17 protein-coding genes, 1 tRNA gene and 1 pseudogene are annotated in these 23,340 nt (G+C 41.1%); 11 read left to right on the top strand and 8 right to left on the bottom strand.

Translation table 11 applies throughout. The annotated features are described in order from the left end of the window. Positions 1-59: 59 nt before the first annotated feature. Positions 60-407: an IS630 transposase-related protein gene (locus tag VF675_RS02585; RefSeq protein ID WP_440204695.1), complete on the top strand. Its 348-nt coding sequence runs from the start codon at positions 60-62 to the stop codon at positions 405-407. Positions 408-424: 17 nt separating this feature from the next. Next, a pseudogene (locus VF675_RS02580) lies at positions 425-898 on the top strand (IS630 family transposase); the annotation flags it as partial. Here VF675_RS02580 and VF675_RS02575 read toward each other — a convergent pair. Together VF675_RS02575 and VF675_RS02570 are read right to left on the bottom strand one after the other, a co-directional pair. Continuing rightward, positions 876-1,166, bottom strand: a complete 291-nt coding sequence (locus tag VF675_RS02575) for a hypothetical protein (RefSeq protein WP_440204694.1) — start codon at positions 1,164-1,166, stop codon at positions 876-878. The pseudogene VF675_RS02580 and the gene VF675_RS02575 overlap by 23 nt on opposite strands. Before the next feature lie 37 nt (positions 1,167-1,203). Continuing rightward, a complete protein-coding gene (locus VF675_RS02570; protein ID WP_440204693.1) occupies positions 1,204-1,551 on the bottom strand; it encodes a hypothetical protein in 348 nt (115 codons plus the stop codon). Positions 1,552-1,832: 281 nt separating this feature from the next. Here VF675_RS02570 and VF675_RS02565 point away from each other — a divergent pair, with 281 nt between their 5' ends. The 3 genes from VF675_RS02565 (at position 1,833) to VF675_RS02555 (ending at position 7,173) form a co-directional block, all read left to right on the top strand. Then, positions 1,833-4,937: a multidrug efflux RND transporter permease subunit gene (locus VF675_RS02565; RefSeq protein WP_440204692.1), complete on the top strand. Its 3,105-nt coding sequence runs from the start codon at positions 1,833-1,835 to the stop codon at positions 4,935-4,937. Between the two features lie 165 nt (positions 4,938-5,102). Then, positions 5,103-6,437, top strand: a complete 1,335-nt coding sequence (gene mgtE, locus VF675_RS02560; protein WP_075175071.1) for a magnesium transporter — start codon at positions 5,103-5,105, stop codon at positions 6,435-6,437. A 145-nt stretch (positions 6,438-6,582) separates the two neighbouring features. Further along, entirely contained in the window at positions 6,583-7,173 is a 591-nt protein-coding gene (locus VF675_RS02555) for a DUF4112 domain-containing protein (protein WP_004972119.1), read from the top strand. 111 nt (positions 7,174-7,284) lie between these two features. On the opposite strand, the gene htpX is transcribed toward VF675_RS02555, so the two are convergent. Next, positions 7,285-8,190 (bottom strand): protease HtpX, encoded by a 906-nt coding sequence (gene htpX / locus VF675_RS02550; RefSeq protein ID WP_004972117.1) that lies wholly within the window; start codon positions 8,188-8,190, stop codon positions 7,285-7,287. Between the two features lie 189 nt (positions 8,191-8,379). Next, positions 8,380-9,267: a lytic transglycosylase domain-containing protein gene (locus tag VF675_RS02545; protein ID WP_440204691.1), complete on the bottom strand. Its 888-nt coding sequence runs from the start codon at positions 9,265-9,267 to the stop codon at positions 8,380-8,382. 556 nt (positions 9,268-9,823) lie between these two features. On the opposite strand from VF675_RS02545, the gene ttcA reads away from it, so the two are divergent. Both ttcA and VF675_RS02535 read left to right on the top strand, forming a co-directional pair. Next, the gene (ttcA, locus tag VF675_RS02540; protein ID WP_104853169.1) at positions 9,824-10,744 is read left to right on the top strand and encodes a tRNA 2-thiocytidine(32) synthetase TtcA; all 921 of its coding nucleotides are present in this window, start codon (positions 9,824-9,826) and stop codon (positions 10,742-10,744) included. A gap of 248 nt (positions 10,745-10,992) precedes the next feature. Beyond that, positions 10,993-11,376: an SCP2 sterol-binding domain-containing protein gene (locus tag VF675_RS02535; RefSeq protein ID WP_004972111.1), complete on the top strand. Its 384-nt coding sequence runs from the start codon at positions 10,993-10,995 to the stop codon at positions 11,374-11,376. Between the two features lie 163 nt (positions 11,377-11,539). Here VF675_RS02535 and VF675_RS02530 read toward each other — a convergent pair whose 3' ends face one another. Beyond that, complete coding sequence (locus VF675_RS02530; RefSeq protein WP_004972108.1) at positions 11,540-12,655, bottom strand: transglycosylase SLT domain-containing protein; 1,116 nt, start codon at positions 12,653-12,655, stop codon at positions 11,540-11,542. A 363-nt stretch (positions 12,656-13,018) separates the two neighbouring features. Between VF675_RS02530 and greB the strand changes: the two genes are divergently transcribed. Both greB and VF675_RS02520 read left to right on the top strand, forming a co-directional pair. Beyond that, entirely contained in the window at positions 13,019-13,516 is a 498-nt protein-coding gene (gene greB, locus VF675_RS02525; protein WP_179994676.1) for a transcription elongation factor GreB, read from the top strand. Between the two features lie 86 nt (positions 13,517-13,602). Further along, positions 13,603-13,692: transfer RNA gene (locus VF675_RS02520), tRNA-Ser, on the top strand. A 104-nt stretch (positions 13,693-13,796) separates the two neighbouring features. Here the strand turns inward: VF675_RS02520 and VF675_RS02515 are convergent. Then, a complete protein-coding gene (locus tag VF675_RS02515) occupies positions 13,797-14,219 on the bottom strand; it encodes a hypothetical protein (protein ID WP_179988560.1) in 423 nt (140 codons plus the stop codon). A gap of 65 nt (positions 14,220-14,284) precedes the next feature. On the opposite strand from VF675_RS02515, the gene VF675_RS02510 reads away from it, so the two are divergent. Then, entirely contained in the window at positions 14,285-15,343 is a 1,059-nt protein-coding gene (locus VF675_RS02510; protein ID WP_225530189.1) for a restriction endonuclease, read from the top strand. A gap of 325 nt (positions 15,344-15,668) precedes the next feature. On the opposite strand, the gene metH is transcribed toward VF675_RS02510, so the two are convergent. Beyond that, a complete protein-coding gene (gene metH / locus VF675_RS02505) occupies positions 15,669-19,358 on the bottom strand; it encodes a methionine synthase (RefSeq protein WP_131261618.1) in 3,690 nt (1,229 codons plus the stop codon). Between the two features lie 497 nt (positions 19,359-19,855). Between metH and VF675_RS02500 the strand changes: the two genes are divergently transcribed. Further along, entirely contained in the window at positions 19,856-21,472 is a 1,617-nt protein-coding gene (locus VF675_RS02500; protein ID WP_440204690.1) for an inorganic phosphate transporter, read from the top strand. A 128-nt stretch (positions 21,473-21,600) separates the two neighbouring features. On the opposite strand, the gene VF675_RS02495 is transcribed toward VF675_RS02500, so the two are convergent. After that, a complete protein-coding gene (locus tag VF675_RS02495; protein WP_004972044.1) occupies positions 21,601-23,148 on the bottom strand; it encodes a hypothetical protein in 1,548 nt (515 codons plus the stop codon). Positions 23,149-23,340: the final 192 nt, after the last annotated feature.

Raw genomic sequence — 23,340 nt, 5'->3', positions numbered from 1 at the left:
CAGTAGACTTCTTGCGAAAGTTTATAGTCAACACGCCAAAAAACCAATACAATACCGATATGAGTTATCCAATACATTTTAGAAAGAAAATATTGTCCAAGCTTGAAGAAGGTCAATCTATCCGAGCTGTTGCTCAGCACTTCGAAATTAATAAAAATACAATTGTCGAATGGAAAAAGCGAATCGAAATAAAAAGAACTCGACCAAGAAAACCATCTAAAGTTGATGATGATGCCTTACGTGCAGATGTTGAGCAATATCCTGAAGATTATCAATATGAACGCGCTGCTCGTTTTGGTTGTGGTACTTCTACAATTGGTGATGCGCTCAAGCGTCTAAATATCACAGTTAAAAAAAGACCTTACGGCACCCGAAAGCAAAAACAGAACTCAGAAAACAGTATTTAAAAGATTTAAACCGATTAAGGTATCAACACCCGATTATCTATCTTGATGAAAGTGGATTTAAATCTCATGAACATAGACCTCATGGTTATTCAAAACAGGGAACTCCTTGTTATGGAACATATAATTGGCAATTAGAAAATCAAACCAACGCAATAGGAGCAATCCATGAGGGTAAGTTATTTGCAGTGGGTTTATTTTATAGCAAAGTAAATTCGGATGTATTTCATTTTTGGGTAGATAAGTTTTTATTACCAGAATTACCCTCGAATAGTGTAATTGTCATGGACAATGTAGCCTTCCATAAACGACAAGATATACAAGATCTATTAGCCCAACATGGGCATCAAATACTTTGCTTACCACCTTATAGTCCTGACCTTAATCCTATTGAAAAAATGTGGGCATGGGTTAAAGCAAAAAGGAAAAATTGGTTGGTTAACTCAATAGATAAGCTTTTTAGTCGTTTCTTTAACGAGTGTATGGGTAATTAAGCGGTTTTGCTATAACAATAGGTTCGCCAATCAGGTATTTCCCGTCTGAGGTTACTTGAAGTACGATTTCTGATTCAGCATTTTTTGCGTACCAAACCCCAACGATATCTTTGAGGAGTTTTTTGTTAAAGTTAGCTTGTGCTTCTGTTGCGCTAACTACGACTTTATCTTTAAAAACTTCTATTGTTTGTAGAACAGGTTGAAAGCTTGTAATAAATTCTGTTGTTGGTTTAGAGAAGTCAATTGAGTTTGCAGGGAGTTGACTCACTGAGTCAGGGATTTGAATACCATCGTCATGATCACCCTCAGAATCTAAAGATTGTAAAAAAAATAAGTAAATTTGTTCGTGTTGTTACATCATCGGCTAACTCCATAGGGGTAATACGATCAGCACCAGTTACTGTGCCAATTTCAATATTTCCGATATGGAAAGTGATTTCATCACCTTCTTGATATTCAAACTCCCCTTGAGCATTTGTACGTTTAGAAACGCCATTAATTGTATACGTTGCGCCACTCACAGGTCCATCGGTCAGTATCCCAGTTTTTAGAGAGCTTGAAGGTGGGGGAGCAGAACTACCAGAATCATTGTCTGAACCACCACATGCACTGAGTAAGCCTGCTAAAGTTAAGCATAATAAAGTTTTTTTCATCACGAATTCCTTGTTATTCAAATTATCATGTCTGCAGTATAGAAATTAGATGAGTTTAGGTGCTATCCCAAAATTGGGAGGGTGTACACAAAAATCTGTGAGAAAAAATGAAGACCAATCAACATTTTTGTGACAAAACTAGATTTTTTGATGTGCAGTCATCGAAGTTCTATTTAGCTGTGTTAATTTGAAACACGGTTTCAAGTTTTTTTGATGATCTTCATCCACTTGATTCATTTCATATAAATCTCATTATTGTTATCTATAAGTGATCCAGTTTTATGTTGTCTAAATTTTTTATTGAACGTCCAATTTTTGCAGGGGTGCTCGCTATTATGGTGATGGCACTCGGGATTTTTTCAGTATTAAATTTACCAGTAGAACGCTATCCAGACATTGCACCACCTCGTATCACTGTCAGCGCAACCTATACGGGAGCTTCGGCAGAAACGGTGGAAGAAAGCGTCACACAGGTTTTAGAACAGCAAATTAAAGGCTTAGATCACTTACTGTATTTCAGTTCTAGCAGTGATTCTTCAGGACGAAGTCGAATCAGCATTAGCTTTGAAAATGGTACCGACCCCGATACCGCACAAGTCCAGGTACAAAATGCGATTAATGGCGCAATTAATCGCTTACCCGAAGATGTGCAGCGTCAGGGGGTAAATGTCTTTAAATCATTGGGTGATACCCACATGGTCATTGGGCTGTACGATGCCACAGCCAAAAGCAGCAATATTGCCTTGTCTGACTATATGATGAGTCATTTAGAGCAAGAGCTGGCACGCATTGAAGGTGTGGGTGAGGTCGATGTTTTTGGTGCGCAATATGCAATGCGGATTTGGCTGAATCCGATAAAATTAAAACAATATGCGCTGATGCCAAGTGATGTACGTGCTGCAGTATTGGCACAAAATACCCAAGTCGCAGCAGGCGCAATTGGTGAATTACCCACAGCACAAGAACAATATCTCAATGCCAAAGTCACCTCAGGTTCACGCTTAAAAACGGTAGAAGAATTTGAAAATATTATTTTAAAAGCAGATCAGGCAGGTGGCTTTGTTTATTTAAAAGATGTGGCACGTATTGAACTTGGTGCAGAAAATTATCAAAGCTTTAATACCATTAATGGTTTTCCATCGGCAGGGATGGGGATTTCATTATCTTCTGGTGCCAATGCGTTACAAACTTCAGCCTTAATTCAAAAACAAATTGAGCATTTAAAACAACAATTGCCCGAAGGTTACCAAATTGTCTATCCACGCGATAACACACCTTTCGTGCAGGAATCAATTAAAGAAGTGGTGAAAACTTTAATTGAAGCGGTAATTTTAGTCGTTATTGTGATGTTCTTGTTTTTACAAAACTGGCGCGCGACGCTCATTCCTACCGTAACCGTGCCTGTGGTGATTTTAGGCACTATGGCCGTGTTGCAACTCTTTGGCCTAAGTATTAACACGCTGACCTTATTCGCTTTGGTTTTAGCGATTGGTTTGTTGGTGGATGATGCGATTGTCGTGGTCGAAAACGTAGAGCGCTTAATGCATGAACAGCAGCTTAACGCTAAACAGGCCGCCATTGCATCCATGCAGGAAATTAGCGGTGCTTTGGTCGGCATTACCTTGGTTTTGACCGCAGTATTTATTCCAATGGCATTTTTTGGTGGTTCGACTGGAGTAATTTATCGCCAGTTTTCTATCACCTTAGTGACTGCGATGGCGCTGTCTTTAGGTGTGGCCTTAATTTTAACGCCTGCTTTGTGTGCTTTGATTTTAAAACCCAATTCACAACCTGCTCAATGGGCCATCTGGTTTAATCAAAAACTGGAAAGCTTAAAACAACACTATCTCAAATTATCAGGCTGGACGATTCAGCATAAAGCGGTGTGTCTGGTTATTTTTGCAGGTTTATTGACGGTGTTTGCCTTGTTTTACCGTGCCTTACCTACCAGTTTTATCCCGAATGAAGATCAGGGCATGTTGTCGGTGCAATTTAAATTACAGGAAGGTGCGCCGTTGTCTAAAAGTCGTGAAGTGGGCGAAAGCATACGTGAATACTTTATGCAGCATGAAGCCCACAATGTTGATTTGGTGATGATTCGTTATGGACGTAATTTTTCGGGAACAGGGCAGAATTTAGGGCAGGGTTTTATTGCGCTAAAACATTGGGATGAGCGTCAAGGGCAACAGCATACCGCACAAGCTATTCGTGAACGTGCCATGCAGCATTTTCGACAGCATCCCAATGCACAAATTACCATTGGCATGCCCGCAGCAGTTCGTGGTTTGGGGCAAACCGATGGCTTAGAGTTCTGGATGCGCGATGTGAATGGTACAGGACGCGATTTTTTAATTCAGCAATTTCAAAATTTACAGCAGCAAGCCGCTCAATATCAAAGCTTTAAAAATTTAGATCAACGTGCCAATCCTGAAAAAGCGGAGTTAAACGTCACGATTGATCAGAAACAGGCGATGGCAGCAGGTTTAAATCAAACGGCGATTAACAGTACCTTAGCGGCAGCTTGGGGCGGCAGTTATATCAACGATTTTATTGACCGTGGTCGAATTAAACGCGTAATTATGCAGGGTGATGCCGAATTTCGTGGTAAACCTGAAGATTTGAACCAATGGTCGGTACGTAGTCAACAAAATCAAATGGTACCTTTTAGCCAGTTTGCTCAACTCAGTTGGAGCGGTGGGCCAGAAGTCGTCAATCGTTTTATGGGTTATAGCGCCGTGCAAATGGAAGCCGATACTGCTGAAGGATATAGCTCGGGGCAGGCGATGCGTGATTTAGAACAGATGGTGGCACAGCAGCAGGGCATTGACTTGGCATGGAGTGGGTTGTCTTTTGAAGAAAATCAGTCTAGCAATCAGGCTTTGTTACTGTATTTGGTTTCCATCGGGTTTATTTTCTTGTGCCTTGCGGCCTTGTATGAAAGTTGGAGTATTCCAACAGCCGTGATGAGTGCCATTCCTTTAGGGATTGGTGGAAATATTATTTTCAGCTATTTGGCAGGTTTCCCGAACGATATTTATTTCCAAATTGCCTTGCTTACCACCATTGGTTTGTCATGTAAAAATGCCATCTTAATTGTGGAATTTGCTTCGGCTGCGCAGCAACAAGGCAAACAAGTCATCCAAGCCGCTTTGGAAGGTGCGAGTTTGCGGCTTAGACCAATCTTAATGACCTCATTGGCATTTGGTGCAGGTATTTTACCGTTGGTATTTGCGTATGGTGCAGGTGCAGCAAGTCGTCAGGAAATTGGGGTGAGTGTTTTGGGTGGGGTAATTTTTGGCACAATTTTAGTGCTCGTTTTTATTCCATTTATGTACGTGCTGATTCGTTCTATATTTCAAGTGAATCGTTCATCACCCATAAACTAAAGATGTTTTTTATTAGGCACTTAGCAAGATTATAGGCTATGATATGAAACGCTAAAAATCTTGCATAAATCTACAGATTTTCGGTTTTTTAAGGGTTGGTTTGGGCCGAGACACTGCGCCCATTCTTCATTTTACGTTTTTGGAATGATGGAGTGGGTGAGAGCAATGACCAATCTGCACGCTGAACAGTTAGAACAAGCCTTACAATTGCATCAGCCAAGCACAGTACACAGCCTGATCGACAGTATCAATCCTGCCGATTTAGCCGACTTGATGCAGTATTTAAGCCTGAAAGCACAGCTGAGTTTAATTGAACAAATTGACAGTGCTGCCTTGGTGATGGAATTTTTACCACTGCATTCACAACTTCAAATTGCCGAAGCGATTGCACCGCAGCAATTGGTCAAACTGATTTCAGCCATGCATTCAGATGACCGCACCGACTTATTTAAGTTACTTTCTCCGCATTTACAGCGTTTTGTCAGCTTACACATTACGGAAGAAAAACGCGCACAGATTCAGACTTTGGCGCGCTATCCTGAAGAATCTGCGGGCGCGATTATGAGTTCGGATTTCGTGGTGCTCTCGCCAGAACTGAACATGCAGCAAGCTATAGATGAATTGCGCAGAATGACCACAGATCGGGAAACTTTATACCTGATTTATATTGTCGATGAACTAATGAAACTATTGGGGGTTATTTCTTTAAGGGAAATTATTCAAAACCCGCCTGAACAAAAAATTAAAAATGTGATGTGCACCGATTTGGTCACAGGTTTGGTGACTGAAGATCAGGAAAGTATCGCGCAAAAACTCAGCCATTATGATTTTTTGGCCTTACCGATTGTAGATGATGCACAGCATTTACTGGGGATTGTCACCTATGATGATGCGATGGACGTGGTACAGGCAGAAACTACAGAAGACTTTTTAAAATCCAGTGCGGTAGCGTCTTCACCTGGCATGAGTATAAAAACTGCGCCAATTTTATTTTTATATCGCAAACGTGTGTTTTGGTTGGTGATTTTGGTATTTGGCAGTTTATTGTCTGGAATTGGCATTGCGCATTATGAAGACATTATTGCAGCACATATTGTACTGGTTTTTTTCTTGCCGCTTTTGGTCGGTAGTGGTGGTAATGCGGGTTCTCAGTCTGCGACCTTAATGGTACGGGCACTGGCTACAGGTGATGTGCAATTTAAAGATTGGCTGCATTTACTCGGACGTGAAAGTTTGGTGGCGCTATGTTTGGGTGGAACTATGGCTTTTGCGGTTTCAATTTTAGGCTATTACCGTGGCGATATGATGGTGTCTGTGGTATTGGCACTGAGTATGCTGGGCATTGTGCTGATGGGCTGTTTAATTGGCATGAGTTTGCCTTTTATTTTGCATCGCCTGAAACTAGACCCTGCCAGTGCCTCTGCGCCTTTGGTAACCTCGATTTGTGATGCAACGGGCGTGGTGGTGTACTTATTTATTGCTTCACAGTTGTTACTTTAAACACTGTCTGTGATGATGACTTATTCAAGACCTCATCTTAAACTTTTTGCATTGATCAAAATTATGTTTATAAAATCATAACAGACCTGAGTAAAAAAATGCTTTATTCTCAAGTAGATTGCATTTACCCAACGATACGTTTTCTATGCCAGAACCTGCATCTTCAAAAAAACTTAGCCAGCAAGAGGTGATTCGCTTAGAGCGCGATTTAGCCAAGTTTGCCAATATGATGGATTCTGTGGTGCGTATTCCATTTACCAAGCAGGGCGTGGGAGCAGATGCCGCATTAGGCACTGTACCTGTCGCGGGGGATGTCGCAGGTTTTGCACTGACCTGTTATGCGATTTATAAAGCCAAACAAATTGGTGTACCACAAACCAAACTCACTCCCGTGATTAAACTTGCTGTGATGGATGCAGTAGTTGGTTTTGTGCCAATTGTCGGCACAGTATTTGATGTATTTATTCGTCCAAGCCGTAAAGCTTTAGATGTAGTGCATACGCATATCCGTGAAGAATATCAGATTCACAGTGAGCATCATGTGGTACATCCTTTTTTACATGAGCGATTGGAACGTAAACAGCAGCAGTCAGCATTTTGGCGTAATCCTGTAGTGGCATGGCTGTGGCTACATTTGCCTGATTTGCTTGGTGTGATTTTTCTTATTTTCTTTATTTGGGCAGCATGGCTCGGTGCAAGTTGGTTGTGGCACTGGTCACAAAGTTTTGCTGTTTAAATGAACCTGTTTAAAGTACAAAACCATCTGGCAGATCTAATTTACAGACATGAAAAAAGCTTCCCTGAGGAAGCTTTTTGGTGTCGCTGTTACAATATCTTGCTAGCAGTATTAAGGTAAATTTAATTGCTGTAAAGCTGCAACACGTTGTTCAATGCTTGGGTGAGTTTGGAATAACGCTGCCAAGCTAAAACCTTCTTCTTTACCTGCAGAAATCGCAAAAGCTTTCATTTCTTTTGGCATTGCATCAGGCATTTCAGATTCTGCCTGTAAACGTAATAATGCAGAAATCATGGCTTGCTTACCTGCCAAACGTGCACCTGCTTCATCGGCACGGTATTCACGTTGACGCGAGAACCACATCACGATTGAAGAGGCCAAAATACCAAATACGATATCCAGTACAATGGTAATTGCAAAATAAGCCAAGCCAGGTGCTTCGCCGTCTTCACGACCAAATACGTTACGGTCAATGAAGTCACCTGCAACACGGGCAAAGAACATGACGAATGCGTTGACCACACCTTGAATCAGTGCCAAGGTCACCATGTCGCCATTGGCAACGTGACCAATTTCGTGTGCCAAAACTGCTCGTAATTCATCTTTGTTCATACGCTCAAGCAGCCCTGTAGATACAGCCACTAAAGCATCGTTTTTATTCCAACCTGTTGCAAAAGCATTCGATTGGTAAGAAGGGAAAATACCCACTTCTGGCATTTTGATACCAGCACGTTGCGACAACTGCGCAACTTCATTTAATAACCACGCTTCAGCTTGGTTACGAGGTGCATTCGGGTCAATTAATTCAGTCCCAGTTGTTTTTTTCGCCATCCATTTAGACATGAATAGTGAAATTAAAGAGCCAACCATACCAAAGACAAAACAGATGACCAACAGGTTGCCTAGGTTTAAGCCACCCGCGCCATGGTAACTACCGACACCGAAGAGTGACAAAATTATGCCAGCTACAACCAGTACCGCGAGGTTGGTTAGCAAGAACAAACCAATCCGCATCATTGAGTAAATCCTCTTATATTAAAAATGTAATCTGATTTATTAATAAACCATGCCGTAAATATGCGGTGTATGTATTAAAAATTCAAGAAAAAATAATAAAACTGTACTAAAAATATTTTGCGCTGATACTGCAATTGGCATTTCAAAAAGGCTTGCGTTGCCGCAAGCTCAAATGAAGTGCTGCAGCTTTTATTCTGAAATAAAAATACGTGCCGAAGCCGTGGCATTCCCTGTCGCGTATGAACCTGCAGGTGCATCGGTAAAGCGACCATCGGCGGCCATAATAATTTGACGTTGTGGGCGTTTGTTTGCCGCCACTTGATGACTACTGGCAGAGTAACTCTCTGACTGCGCAATCACTTGAGCATTTTGACTCTGAGTATTGCTATTGTTATTTGCCGTAATCGCATTGTTATTAGCACTTGCACTAACACCGTTGGCATACAGGTTGCTATAACGACTGGTCACACGACGTACATAGTCCTGAGTTTCACGAAAAGGTGGTACACCGCCGTATTTTGCAACATTGCCTTCGCCCGCGTTATAACCCGCCAAAGCTAAAGTGGTGTTGCCATTAAAGCGTTTGAGTAACCAAGCCAAGTATTTTGCACCCGCCATAATGTTTTCATGCGGGTCATAAGCGTTGCTGACATTAAAACGTCGTGCTGTCGCAGGCATGAGCTGCATTAGACCTTGTGCACCGACAGGCGAGCGGGCGTTGACATTAAAACCTGATTCGGTATGCATCACTGCTTTAATTAGACCTTCTGAAACACCGTGTTGTTGTGCTGCTTGCTGAATAATATGGTCAAAGGCGTTTTTATTGCGGCTATAACTTGGCAATACCGACGCTTCGGAATTGCCCCAGTTGCGATAACTGTGAATATTGCTGTCTGGATAATAGGTGACTTTTACTTTTGTCAGTGAACGATCTGCACTTTTGCGGTTAGTCAGCAAGGTACTGCCATTGCTGTCCTTATACATATAAATTTGACCTGCGTGCGTTGTCGTTGCCAAAGGCATGATGCTGGCAGTCCCCAAAATATACAGTAAAAAGGCATTAATTTTATTGTTCATGCTGTGAATACACTAAAAGCTGTCCCCAAACAGTTAATAGGAGTTTAACAAAAATCTCACAGATGAAAAGGCTTTGTACAAATTCATTTACAGTAGTGTCGAAAAAAATCAAGCTTAATTGCTGACAGAGTAATCAAAAAAAATATTTATTTTTTTTAATTGGATCAGCTTGACACACTTAAGTATATGATTTTAAATTAAAATAAAATCGATCAAAAAGTGATCAATTTAAAGAGAAGCCTTAGAATAACGGCAAGAGGCGTTGTCAAGTTGTTTTAAATCCACAAAGTTATCCACAGCTTTTGTGGAAAACTGTGGAAAAGTCCAAAAGATAAGCATCTTGGCGAAAAAGTGAACCTGAGGGTTCAAACTTGCCACAGAAAAAAACGATCTGCGCAGATAGAAATAAAGTGTGTAAACAGAAATGAACGCGCAGTCAGAAATTAAGTTCTTTGACGAAAAGGAAGATTGCGATGAAATTACATTCTTTTGATGCGGGATTGGTCTGAATCGGCTAAAATTGCGCGGTAATTTTTTTCATGGGTTAATCGCGTCTATGTTCTCACCAGTTGAGTCCGATCAAGGCTTTAATTTCAAACCAGAACTTCCAACCAGCTCTGCGTATTATCGTTTGTTGAAAAAGCTGCGTCGTCAAGTCGGGCATGCGATTCGTGACTTCAACATGATTGAAGATGGCGATAAAGTCATGGTGTGTATTTCTGGTGGTAAAGACAGTTATACCTTGTTGGACATTATGTTGCAGTTCAAGCGCATCGCACCCATCAATTTTGATGTGGTGGCTGTGAACTTAGACCAAAAGCAACCAGGCTTCCCTGAAGATGTATTGCCGCGTTATTTAGAAGAAAATAACATCCCATATTACATATTAGAAAAAGACACCTATAGCATCACCAAGCGTTTAACGCCTGAAGGTAAAACTTACTGTGCAGTGTGTTCGCGTTTGCGTCGTGGTTCTTTGTATGGCTTTGCGCAGGAAATAGGGGCAACCAAAGTGGCGCTTGGGCATCACCGTGATGATATTTTGGCGACTTTTTTCTTAAACTTGTTCCATGGCGGTAGCTTAAAAGCCATGCCACCGAAGTTGTTGTCATCAGACAAGAAAAATATGCTGATTCGTCCACTGGCTTATGTGGAAGAAAAAGACATCATTAAATATGCAGAAATGCGTAAATTCCCAATTATTCCGTGTAACTTGTGTGGTTCACAGGAAAACTTACAGCGTGCCATTATTAACGACATGTTACGTGAGTGGGATAAAGCACATCCTAAGCGTTTGCACAGTATTTTTGGCGCATTACAGAATGTATCGCCATCGCAGTTGGCAGACCGTGAATTATTCGACTTTGAAGCGTTAGACAGCCAGCGCGTATTTGATTTTGCCGATCAGGCCGAACAAAACGCAGCAGAGCAAAACAAACGCATCAATATGGTCAATTTAGGCTACGCTGCAGACTAAGCGATAACAGCCTGTCAATCCCTTTAAAATGTAATCAACACCAAGCCAGAGCTTGGTGTTTTTTTATGAATTTGATTTATTTGAGAAAGTCGTCATTTCGACTAAAAATACAAAAACTGAACGTCCCGTACAAAATTTCTTAGCCTTTCACGAAAGGTTCATGCTATAACAATCAGCAAGCAAAACAGCTTAATAATGATGGTGTCTGGATAGACAACACACATGCACAAATATATTGAGGAAAAATCATGCCTGCTTTTTTAACTGATGATTGGTTTGCAACTGTAGAAAATCTAACGGCTCAAGCTGGTGATTTAAACCTACCTCCAGCACTTGCAAATCTGGCAATTAACTTAGTGGTGACTGATGCTGCAGGCAACACAGAATTGTCTTTAGATGGCGGTAAAATCCAAAAAGGTTTGGCGGACAACGCAAAAACAACATTAAATATGGATGCGGAAACTTTACGTAAAGTATTCCTAGAGTTTGACATGGCGGCTGCTATGCAAGCCTTTATGACAGGTAAAATCAAAGTACAGGGCGATATGTCACAATTAATGGCATTACAAACTGCAAAACCAAGCCAAGAACAAAAAGACTTATTTAAGAAGATTCTTGAGCAATCTGCTTAATTCAAGCGATTTACGCTGTAGCAGGCGAATTTCCCGCTATAGTACAAAAAAGCCTAGCTGAAGTATCAACTAGGCTTTTTTATGCACTGCAGCTTTAACAGCGCATTATTCATGTTTGAATTGCAGCTGATATACACTGCAACTCAATCACGCGAGGTAAATTTTAGATATTCACCAATTGCGGTGTGGTCTTAATATGCTCAAGGTAGGCGCGAATACGAGTCACATATTGCACTGCTTGACGATAACGACCGTTGCTCGCTTTGTTACGGTCTAAATACGCATATAGGTTAACCCAATTGTTCGGGTTTTTGCCTTGTGAGCGAATACGCTTCTGAATTTGACTGACTGCACCAGGACCCATGTTATAAGCGACTAGGGCATACCAGTTACGATCAGGAAATGGAATATGCTCATAACGGCTCAGCATTTGGTCATAATACTTAGCACCACCCTGAATACTTTGTGCAGGATCGGTACGGTTGCTTACGCCCATCGCTTTGGCTGTATTATTGGTCAGCATCATAATACCGCGCACACCTGTTGGCGAAACCGAGTTGGGTTTGAGGTAAGATTCCTGATAACCAATTGCCGCCAAAAGATGCCAGTCTAAATCGTACTGCGTGGCAGTCTTTTTAAAGTTGGCCTTATATAAAGGTAAACGATTACGCAAATCCCGCTGGATCACATCCCACGATTCTTGTTTGACCACATTACGATTATAAAATGAAGCCAATTGGGTAATTGAGCCGTTTTGCTTGCCACGACAAACAAAGTTGCTTGCGGTTTGGCTAAGTGGATCATCTGCGTGTTTAAACACCCAGTTCAGCTCACTATTTAAACCATTACGCTTTAAAGTATTTAAATCGCCACAACTGGCAGAAAATGCCGTGAGTTGCTGCTTTTCGATGCTTTGGATACTCGACGTGGTCATGGCAAAGTTCGCTTTACCAGAAGACACCCATTTTAAAGCGGTCGCATTGTCGCTTACCGTTTTAAATTCGAGTTTCACATTCATGCTGTCGGCATAGTTACGCACAAGGTCATAACCAAAGCCATGTAAATGTTGTCCATCTTTAAACACTGTGGTTGGATTTTCCACAGACACAACGGTCAATTTGTTCTGATTGACGACGCTGTCAAATTGATGAACGGCTTTGCCTGCGTTAATACTGTGGAATGGGAGAAGAACAGTACTGAAAGCGAGGACTTTGAATGGGAGGCGATTAAAAAATGAGTGAAGGCTAAGCCTAGACCCAGACGTTGAACTACTGTGCATGTTGGCTCCGCTACAAGTAATTTATGCCCTAAAAAGCAAAGGCAACACACCTTAAACTTTTTCAAGTTTGATAAATTCAATAAGGGTTGGGCAGTCATGACGTCATTCAAAATGACTTGGGATTAAAGGGAAAATGTGTAAAATTTATACACAGGTTAAAAAGTGATCAAAACTAAAAGATGTGCGAATAATAAAGATGAAAATTTTGGATGTCAAATTTTGTACATAAATTTTTTGAAAAATGTAACATAAGATATTCATTTCATTGAGAAATAAATTTTATAAATTTTTATTGTGTATAAAAATGCAATAAAATATAGGATTGATGTTAACCAAATGTAAAAAACCGGCTGCAAAAACACCATGAAATCTAACTTAATTACACGTTCTGGACACGATAAACTCGTGGCAGAGTTACAGCATTTGTGGCATGAAGAACGCCCTGAAATCACCAAAAAAGTAAACTGGGCGGCAAGTCTCGGCGATCGCTCTGAAAACGCAGATTACCAATATAACAAACAGCTTTTGCGTAAAATTGACCGTCGGGTACGTTATTTGGGCAAGCGTTTAGAAGAGCTGCGTATTGTCGATTTTGCACCGGAACAAGAGGGTAAAGTTTATTTTGGCGCATGGGTCGAAATTGAAAATGAACAAGGCGAGCAAAAGACCTTGAGAATTGTGGGTGAGGATGAAATTTATGATCATCATCCACAACATATTTCGATTGATTCACCTATGGCTCGAGCTTTGTTGTCTAAACAGGTGGATGATGAGGTGGAAGTGCAGACGCCGTTAGGCAAAAAGAGCTGGTTTATTAATTCGATACGCTATGAAAAGCCTGAAATTGCAGAAAATGACTGATTTTTGATTTTATTTTGAACATTTGGATCATAATTTTTAGAAAATATTTGCCAAGCTGAATTTTTCTTTATATGATAGCCGCCATTGGAAGCGTGGCAGAGCGGTTTAATGCACCGGTCTTGAAAACCGACGAGGGTGTGAGTCCTCCGTGAGTTCGAATCTCACCGCTTCCGCCAAATATCAATGACTTAGCCCTGACATACTCAGGGCTTTGTTGTATTTGGGGTTTATGCAAGGTAAGCCTGTAGTAAGCATAATAAAAACTTGGTTTGAGTTTAAATTATTGTTCAAGACTAAATACAATCTCAAATTGGATACCATCCCAAATAGTTAATTCACCGATCCAATTGGTTTTTGCATTAAATCTTTTAGGGTATTGGCTGCCATCTTTGCCATCTAAAATATTTTGAAAATCCGAGCTTTTATCGAGCATAGCTATAATAGGTCTAATTTTTAATTTTTCTTCTAATGCAAGATCAAGGTTTTTCTTAAATTCATTACGTCCATTACCAGACCATCTATCAATACGGTCACGATAAACCTGTTTTCTTTCAGTTGGATGTTTAGATAATAAAGGTTTATGACCCCATAAACTAACAATTAGCTCATTATTAGAGCTAATTGAAGATACTGACCAGTTCGGATTTTTAAGATCAGCATCAAATTTTTTAAACTCAGAAACGATACCCACAATAATACTCATATTCAAATTAATCCTTATTTAAGATATGCTGAACGGCATAAATTACAAGTATTTAAGGTTAATAAATGTCTGATACTCCGACTGTTTGGGGTGTACACATGGGCGTACATGTTGGAACTGAGCCAGTTGAAAAAAATTACATTGGAATTGGCTGGTCAGAGTTAGGTGATTTAAGTCAGATTGATGCTGATAGGGAAGCCTTTAAATTTGCTTTGCAAGCAAAGCAACCTGATTCTTCAATGCCTTCTATCCGAACTCAGGTAGCCACAATTTACAGATTTATGCATGTGGTAAAAACAGGAGATTATGTGGTATACCCATGCAAATCGGATAGATTGGTCTATATTGGTATTATTAGTGGAGATTATGAGAGAGCTAATTCTGAAGACGAAGATGCTTATTTAAATCGTCGTCCTGTAACATGGCTAACACCTAATGGAGTCCCACGTAACAATTTTTCTCAAGTAGCGTTATATGAAATTGGTGCTTACATTACGTTGTTTGAAATTAAGAAAACAGCAGGTGATTTTTTAAATGCTGTAGGTATTGAATACCAAGCTACAATAAATAAAGACCCAATAGTTGAGTTACAAGAGCAAGAATTAGAACAAGAAGAAATACCCGATGATGAAACAGTAACTAAAGTAATTAATGAAACAGCAAAATATTCAACTGAAGATTTTATTATTCGCAGATTACATCAACATTTAAACGGTTATCAGTTTGAAGAATTTGTCGCTCATTTGCTTGAATGCATGGGGTATGTTGCTAGGGTTACTCAGAGGTCGGGTGATGGCGGTGTTGATGTTATTGCTCACAAGGATACACTTGGCTTCGAACCCCCTATTATTAAGGTTCAATGTAAAAAAACTTTAACATCTAATGGCTTACCTGAAATAAATCAACTTTTAGGTACTCTTGAAGATGGCGAATATGCTTTATTTGTTAATCTTGGAAGTTATAGTAATCAAGCAAAGAGTAAAGCTACGAATAAATCACGGTTAAGACTTATTGATGGTAAAGAGATTGTAGAGCTAATTTATCGTTATTATGAAGATTTTAAACCACAATATAGAGCTTTAATCCCTTTAAAGCAGGTTTTTATTCCTGATATTGGTGACTAATTCCTAGTATCGTCAGGATTTGTTGCCTAAACATTCAGAAGCCGAATTTTCCGAAATCCATTCAAATTTAAGTAACAACTCGGATATGTGGTCTGTCTAAGTCCGTAAATTTATTTAATGTAGTCATACGTACATGAATCTTAAAAGAAAATTCTACTTTTAGATTATTTTATTTTAGGGGGATTACGATCTTCCAATAATTTGATGCAATTTAGCTAAAACTTCCTTTTAACAAAAAACCAGTGAATTTTACAATTCACTGGTTTTTGAAATGACATTATGTAGAGCGCATGGGCCGATGTACTACCCAAGCGGCATAAAGCAATTAATTAATCGAATCATCCAAGTTTGGAGCTAACCAACGCTTCGCTTCATCTAAACTCCAGCCTTTACGCTGTGCGTAATCTTCAAGCTGATCTAACGAGATTTTACCTGCGTTAAAGTACTCAGAAGCAGGGTTGGCATAGTAGAAGCCGCTGACAGATGAAGGCGGCCACATCGCAAAGCTGCTGGTCAGCTGTGTGCCAATCTTTTCAGTTGAACCTAACCAGTTAAACAGTGTCGCTTTTTCAGAGTGTTCAGGGCAAGCAGGGTAGCCTGGTGCAGGACGAATCCCCACATATTTCTCTTTAATTAGCTCTTCATTGCTTAGTTGCTCATTCGGTTGATAGCCCCAGAATTCTTTACGAATACGCTCATGCAAATGCTCTGCAAACGCTTCTGCAAAACGGTCACCCAAAGACTGCACCAAAATGGCAGAATAATCATCCCCTTTGGCTTTAAACTCATTGGCCATTTCTTCCGCACCAAAAATCGACACGGTAAAGCCGCCCAAGTAATCTTGCCCTTGCTCTGTAGTTGCGACAAAGTCTGCCAAAGACAAGTTTGGTTTACCTGTGACTTTGTCTGACTGTTGACGAATATGATGGAAGGTATGCGTTACTTGATTACGTGCTGCATCATATACTTGTACTGAATCTGCCGCAGAACGGTTGGCAGGGTAAATCCCAAAGACTGCACGTGCATCAAAGCGATTATTTGCAATAATATCTTTGAGCATGGCTTGCGCTTGGTTATATAAGTCGGTTGCAGCTTCGCCCACCACTTCATCTTCCAGAATTTTCGGGAATTTGCCCGCCAAACTCCAAGAAATAAAGAATGGTGTCCAGTCAAAGTATGGCAACAAGGTTTCAAGCGGGTAATTGGTCAGCACTTGTGTACCAATTAATTTTGGTACTGCAGGCGTGTAGTTGTCCCAATCAATTTTTAAACCATTGTCGATGGCTTCTGCATACGACAATTTCGCAGCTTTTGGTTGCTTATTGGCAATACGTTCACGAATTTTAGCGTATTCCGCACGATGCTCTGCAACAAAAGCAGGTTTCATTTCAGGGGAGAGTAAGGTTGTCGCAACACCAACGGCACGCGAAGCATCGGCAACATAAATCACTGCATCATTTGAGAACTGTGGATCAATTTTAACTGCAGTATGTGCTTTAGATGTGGTTGCGCCACCAATCAACAATGGAATGTTAAAGCCTTTACGCTGCATTTCTTTGGCAACAAAAACCATTTCATCTAAAGATGGGGTAATCAGACCAGACAAGCCAATGATATCGACTTTTTCGTCAATGGCAGTTTGCAGGATTTTTTCTGCAGGTACCATCACACCGAGATCGACAATATCGTATCCATTACAGCCCAAGACTACGCCCACAATATTTTTACCAATGTCGTGAACGTCGCCTTTTACCGTTGCCATCAAGACTTTACCTTTAGACTGACCTTCGGTTTTTTCAGCTTCGATGTACGGGTTGAGCCATGCAACGGCTTGTTTCATCACACGGGCAGATTTCACCACTTGTGGCAGGAACATTTTACCTGCACCAAACAAGTCACCGACCACGTTCATGCCATCCATCAACGGGCCTTCAATCACATCTAATGGACGTTTGGCTTTCAGGCGCGCTTCTTCGGTGTCTTCATTAATAAAGGTGGTGATGCCTTTAACTAAAGCGTACTCAAGACGTTTTTCGACAGATTCACTACGCCATTCTAAGTTTTCTTCGGCTTTTTGTGCGCCTGATTGACCACGATATTTTTCTGCCACTTCTAGCAGTTTTTCTGTGGCATCCTGACCGCTTTCACCTTGGTTCTGGTTCAGAATAACGGCTTCAACTGCTTCTTTCAGTTCTTTCGGGATGTCATCGTAAATTGCCAACTGACCTGCGTTGACAATCCCCATGGTCATGCCTTGCTGAATAGCGTGATATAGGAATACCGCGTGAATGGCTTCACGTACAGGTTCGTTACCACGGAATGAGAAAGATACGTTCGATACACCGCCTGAAATCATGGCATGCGGCAGGTTTTGTTTAATCCAGCCTGTGGCTTCAATAAAATCGACTGCGTAGTTGTTGTGTTCTTCAATACCTGTCGCAACTGCAAACACGTTCGGGTCAAAAATAATGTCTTCGGCAGGGAAGCCAACATCATTGACCAAAACGTCATAAGAGCGTTTACAAATTTCGCGCTTACGTGCCACAGTATCGGCTTGTCCGACTTCGTCAAAGGCCATAACAATGACAGCTGCGCCGTATTGGCGGCAGAGGCGGGCTTTTTCGACAAACTCGTCATAACCTTCTTTTAAGGAAATAGAGTTGACAATGGCTTTACCTTGTACGCATTTCAAGCCTGCTTCAATGATTTCCCATTTAGAGGAGTCAATCATGATAGGTACGCGAGAAATATCAGGCTCAGATGCCACCAAGTTCAGGAAGTGCACCATCGCACCTTCTGAATCGAGCATGCCTTCATCCATGTTGATGTCGATGATTTGCGCACCGCTTTCTACCTGTTGACGAGCAACATCTAAGGCTTCGGCAAAGTTTTCTTCACGAATTAAACGCAGGAATTTTTTAGAACCTGTGACGTTGGTACGTTCGCCCACGTTTACAAATAAAGAGTCATCATAAATGTTAAATGGTTCTAAACCACTTAAACGGCATGCAGGTTTAATCTCTGGAATTTTACGCGGTGGAATGTCTTTTACCGCATTGTAAATCGCGCGGATATGATCAGGCGTTGTACCACAGCAACCGCCTGTAATATTGATCAAGCCGCTTTCAGCAAATTCTTTGAGGAAAGCTGCGGTTTCTTCAGGCGTTTCATCATAACCACCAAATGCGTTGGGTAAGCCCGCGTTCGGGTGTGCAGAAACAAACACATCGGCAACGTCTGAAACGGTTTTAACGTGTGGACGCATGGCATCTGCGCCCAAAGCACAGTTAAAACCAATTGAAAGTAAATCGCCATGACGTACCGAGTTCCAGAAAGCTTCTGCAGTTTGACCCGTTAAGGTACGTCCTGAAGCATCGGTAATGGTACCTGAAATCATCAACGGCAATTCACGCCCGAGCTGTTTAAACACTTCTTTGACCGCAAAAATCGCAGCTTTACAGTTTAAGGTGTCAAATACAGTTTCAATGAGCAGGATATCTGCACCACCTTCAATTAAGGCATGCGCAGCTTCAATATAGTTTTCTTTGAGTGCATCAAAGCTAATGTTACGAAATGCAGGGTCGTTTACATTTGGTGAAATTGAACAGGTACGCGATGTTGGCCCAAGTACACCTGCCACAAAACGTGGTTTGTCTGGTGTTGAATATTTTTCACAGGCAGCTTTGGCTAAACGCGCTGCTTCGCGGTTAATTTCTGGAACCAAATCTTCCATGTGATAGTCAGACATAGAAACGCGTGTGCCGTTAAAGCTGTTGGTTTCAATAATGTCTGCACCCGCATCTAAGTAGGCTTCGTGAATACCCTGAATAATGTGCGGTTGGGTCAGTACCAATAAATCATTGTTGCCTTTGAGGTCATGTGCCCAATCTGCAAAACGCTCACCACGATAATCGGCTTCTTCCAATTGATGGCGTTGAATCATAGTACCCATAGCACCATCGATAATTAAAATTCTTTGGGCAAGAAGCGCTTTCAGGGTGGTAAGCGTGGACATAAAAAACCCTTTATGACTGAATCCGAAATGAGCGCTATTTTAGCAGAGTTCGCACGGCTTTCGTGCACTTGAAGCGACCAGAGAGAGTGGAAGTCGTAAAAATAGTGCATAAAGCAGTATTTTTAGGATTTTGCTGTAGCTTTTGAACCTAAATAAAAGTTGTGATGAGGAACATTCTAATTTTGATTTTACTTTGATGCGTCATCGCTTTGTCATATTGCTCAGGCAAAATTGGCTCACGGTAAATTTTGTCTGAAATTTTAGGCAAATATGACAAAGGTGTAACAATCTAAATTTGAGAGAATGGCATAAGAAAAGTAGGTTTATTTATTCTAAGTGTTTAAATTTAAATGTTAATTTTAATTTTATGCACAAAAAAAACAGCTTAAAGTGTGAAAATAAAGTATGAAAGTTGCTTTATATAGCAGCTCTTTGTCATATAATTGTCACAATTTAATTGAACAATAAGGGGATTTTAAATCCTCTTTTCTGCTTGCATGAATTCTAATCCAACTCCTGTAGATTCAGCACACAAGTCGACCACTAAATCGACCAATGTTCATGTGCCTACACCGAAATTTTTTATGCCGGTGTTTTTAACGATCATCGTTTCTACCCTTATTTATATTGGTTTCCAATTGTCTGCGGACTTATCCCACGTGCCTGCGCTAAGCATGTACTCGGTGATTTTATTGGCGACCGCTTTATTCATTGCCTTAGGCTTTGAATTTGTGAATGGTTTCCACGACACAGCTAACGCAGTGGCAACGGTTATTTATACCAATGCCCTGTCTGCACCTGTGGCAGTAATGTGGGCGGGTTTCTGTAACTTCCTTGGGGTGATGGTCGCCAGTGGCGCAGTTGCCTACGGTATTATTGCCTTACTTCCAGTCGAATTGATTATGAATGTCGGTTCAGGCGCAGGCTTTGCCATGGTTTTTGCCATGTTGATTGCCGCGATTGTCTGGAACTTAGGAACGTGGTTTTTCGGTATTCCTGCTTCAAGTTCGCACACTTTAATCGGTTCGATTTTAGGTGTGGGGATTATGAACTACTTGCTGAACTCAGGTGCGGGTGCAAGTGGCGTAGACATGGAACAAGTCATGAAAGTGGGCAAGGCTTTATTGTTCTCGCCACTGATTGGTTTTGCCTTTGCTGCGATTTTGTTCTTCTTGGTGAAAAAAATCTTCAAGAAACAAATTGAGTTGTTCCAGCCACCTGAAGGCAATAAGCCACCACCACCACTGATTCGTGCCATTCTAATTTTTACTTGTACTGGGGTAAGTTTTGCGCATGGTTCAAACGATGGTCAAAAGGGCATGGGTTTAATCATGTTGATTTTGATCGGGATTGTGCCGTTGGCGTACTCGTTAAATAAAGAGTTAGACCAAAACCACATTCAATCGTTCCAACAGCTTTCAACGCAAACAGCTGATGTGATTTATGCACAACATGTCGATATGCCAGATGAAAAAGCACGTCAGGTCATCACTAGCTATATTCAGACCAAAGAAATTACCCCTGAAGTCGTGCCTGCTTTGGCAAGCTTAACTGACCATTTGGGTGAGCGTGTGGGTCAATATGGCAACTTGAAAGATGTGCCTGAAGCTGAAGTAGCAGAAATGCGTAATGATATGTATTTAAGCACGACTTCATTCAAGCGTTTAGACAAAGCCAATGCCTTGCCTGAAATGTCGGAAGAACAGAAAAAAGTGGTTAAAAGCTACCGCAGCCATTTAGATTCATTCTTACAATACATTCCAACTTGGGTCAAAGTTGCCGTTGCCTTAGCACTAGGCTTGGGTACGATGGTCGGCTGGAAACGTATTGTGGTGACTGTTGGTGAACGTATCGGTAAGCAGCACATGACTTATGGTCAAGGTATGTCTGCCGAGCTTGTGGCAATGTCAACTATTGCTGCTGCAGATGGTTTGGGGATGCCAGTTTCAACTACACACGTACTGAACAGTGCGGTGGCAGGTACCATGGTGGCAAATAAATCGGGTCTGAATTTCCAAATGGTGCGTACAATTCTTTCGGCTTGGATTTTCACTTTACCTGCGACAATTTGTTTATCGGGTAGCTTGTTCTGGTTGTTCTTAAAAGTGTTTTAATCCATTCTCAACTTTTTTGAGTGGTTGAAAAAAGCGCTGTGATGATACAGCGCTTTTTTTATACCTGCAGATCAGTCTAGAGAAATATTTGCAGGCAAGTTTTTGAATAGATAGATTAGCGGTTTACATTACTTTTTAAATTTTTGGATGACTTTGTCCAGCGGTAATTTATCTGCAGCAAAGCCATAGAGCGCAGCGAAAGGTAGGGCCGTTCGTGCCAAATACGCCACGCGCCACAATCCACCATGGTTCGCACCTTCCATCATCAATTCGAGCGGATGCTCAAGTTTCACTTCAGGATTGGCTGCCGAGTTTGGATTGCGTAAGTCATGAATCCACAATGCCGCCATAATCGCATTGGTGGTTTCAGGGCTAAATGCTTCAACATCAAACAAACTTGCGCCACTAAATGCTGCTTTGAGTAATGGATTTTTGGTCACAGAGTGTGTGGTGGTCGAAGGTGCAATATTGATGCTGACATGCTGTCCTTGATGACGCGCTAAAATTGCACGCCATTGCTGGATGCGTTTTGCTAAAGCATAGTTTGGCCCTTGTTCAACCACCAAACAGTCGGCAATACCATAATGTTGACCATTGTCTGAAGCAATTAAATTATGCAGATTCTTTTGGAAGAAATGACTGCGTGAAATGGTTTCAATACTTTTGGTGAGTAGCTTTTGCCCTTGTGAACGCTGCTGAAACTTCTCTGCCGATGCGCTAATCACTTCTTCAGGAACGGCATAAACATCGGTTGGGGTACACATAAACATAAGGCTGCTATCAGCTTTGTGTTCGCTGACATATTGCATAATGGCATCCATCGCCATCGCAACACGCACGTGTTTTTCACCATCTAAATAGGCAATGGCTGCTAAATCTAGCGTTTCAGGTTTTTGAGCTAACCATTGTGCAATTTCTGGGGTTTGTGTCAGTAGATTTGCACCCAACTGTTCTGTTAAAATATCAAGTGGGGTATCTGCCGCGAGTTGTGTTGTACTGGGTGCATATAAGGTGGCATTGCCTTGTTGCACAGTGCTTAAAATTTTATTCCACACACGGCTATTTGGTAAATCGACTGCAATAATATTGGCTTTCCATTTGGCTAACCATGTGAGTGGCCCTGCTTCTGAAGCTGCACCAAATAGCACCATGTTACGGTCAGACAAATCAAACCATTCAGGATGCGCCATTGCAGCATTTAACGCTTCGGCATGACTTGGTTCAATAATGCCTGCTGCTAGCCAAATTGCAATTTGATCTAGTAGAGCTTGACCTTGTAACTTTTGCCCACGATACGGCACATACCATTCGGGTGCTGCTTGGCTGCTGCCTTGTAATTTAAAGGTATGTAAAGTTTCAGTAGGCAAGAGCATGACATCTTTCAGCACATATTTTTGCTCATGACGATAAAACTCAAAACTTTGATGAGCTTTTCTTAAACCATCTTCTGCAATTTGAATTGCGTTAGCTTGTTCACGAATACCATTGGTCACGAGGGCTTTAAAGTATTTTGGATAGTGTTTACGCCAGTTTTTTTCTGCCAAAGCATCGACTGAGCTTTGATGATCGACTGTGGCTAAGGCTTCGGCAATAATTTGTTTGCCCGTGCTTGAGGTGCTGGGTTTATGATTTTCTGGATGAATTGGAAACTGTAAGCCATCGTAAGAAGTGGACATGCAAAAACTCGCAAACTAAATTGAAATTAATATACAGATGTATACATTATCTATGCCAAGTTGCGATATGGGGTAGCAAAAACTACCAAAATTGAGTGAAATTTGAATAAAAAAACCTTCACGAAGTGTAAAGGTTTTTAATGTGAATGAAATGTTGTTGAGATTTAAAGGTTAGTGTTTAAATGTCTAGGT

This window comes from Acinetobacter sp. Lyrl_1 (assembly GCF_051948795.1).
GTDB classification, from domain to species: domain Bacteria; phylum Pseudomonadota; class Gammaproteobacteria; order Pseudomonadales; family Moraxellaceae; genus Acinetobacter; species Acinetobacter towneri.
Note: the sequence above shows the minus strand (reverse complement) of the source record. Positions and strands in the feature narration are given on the sequence as shown.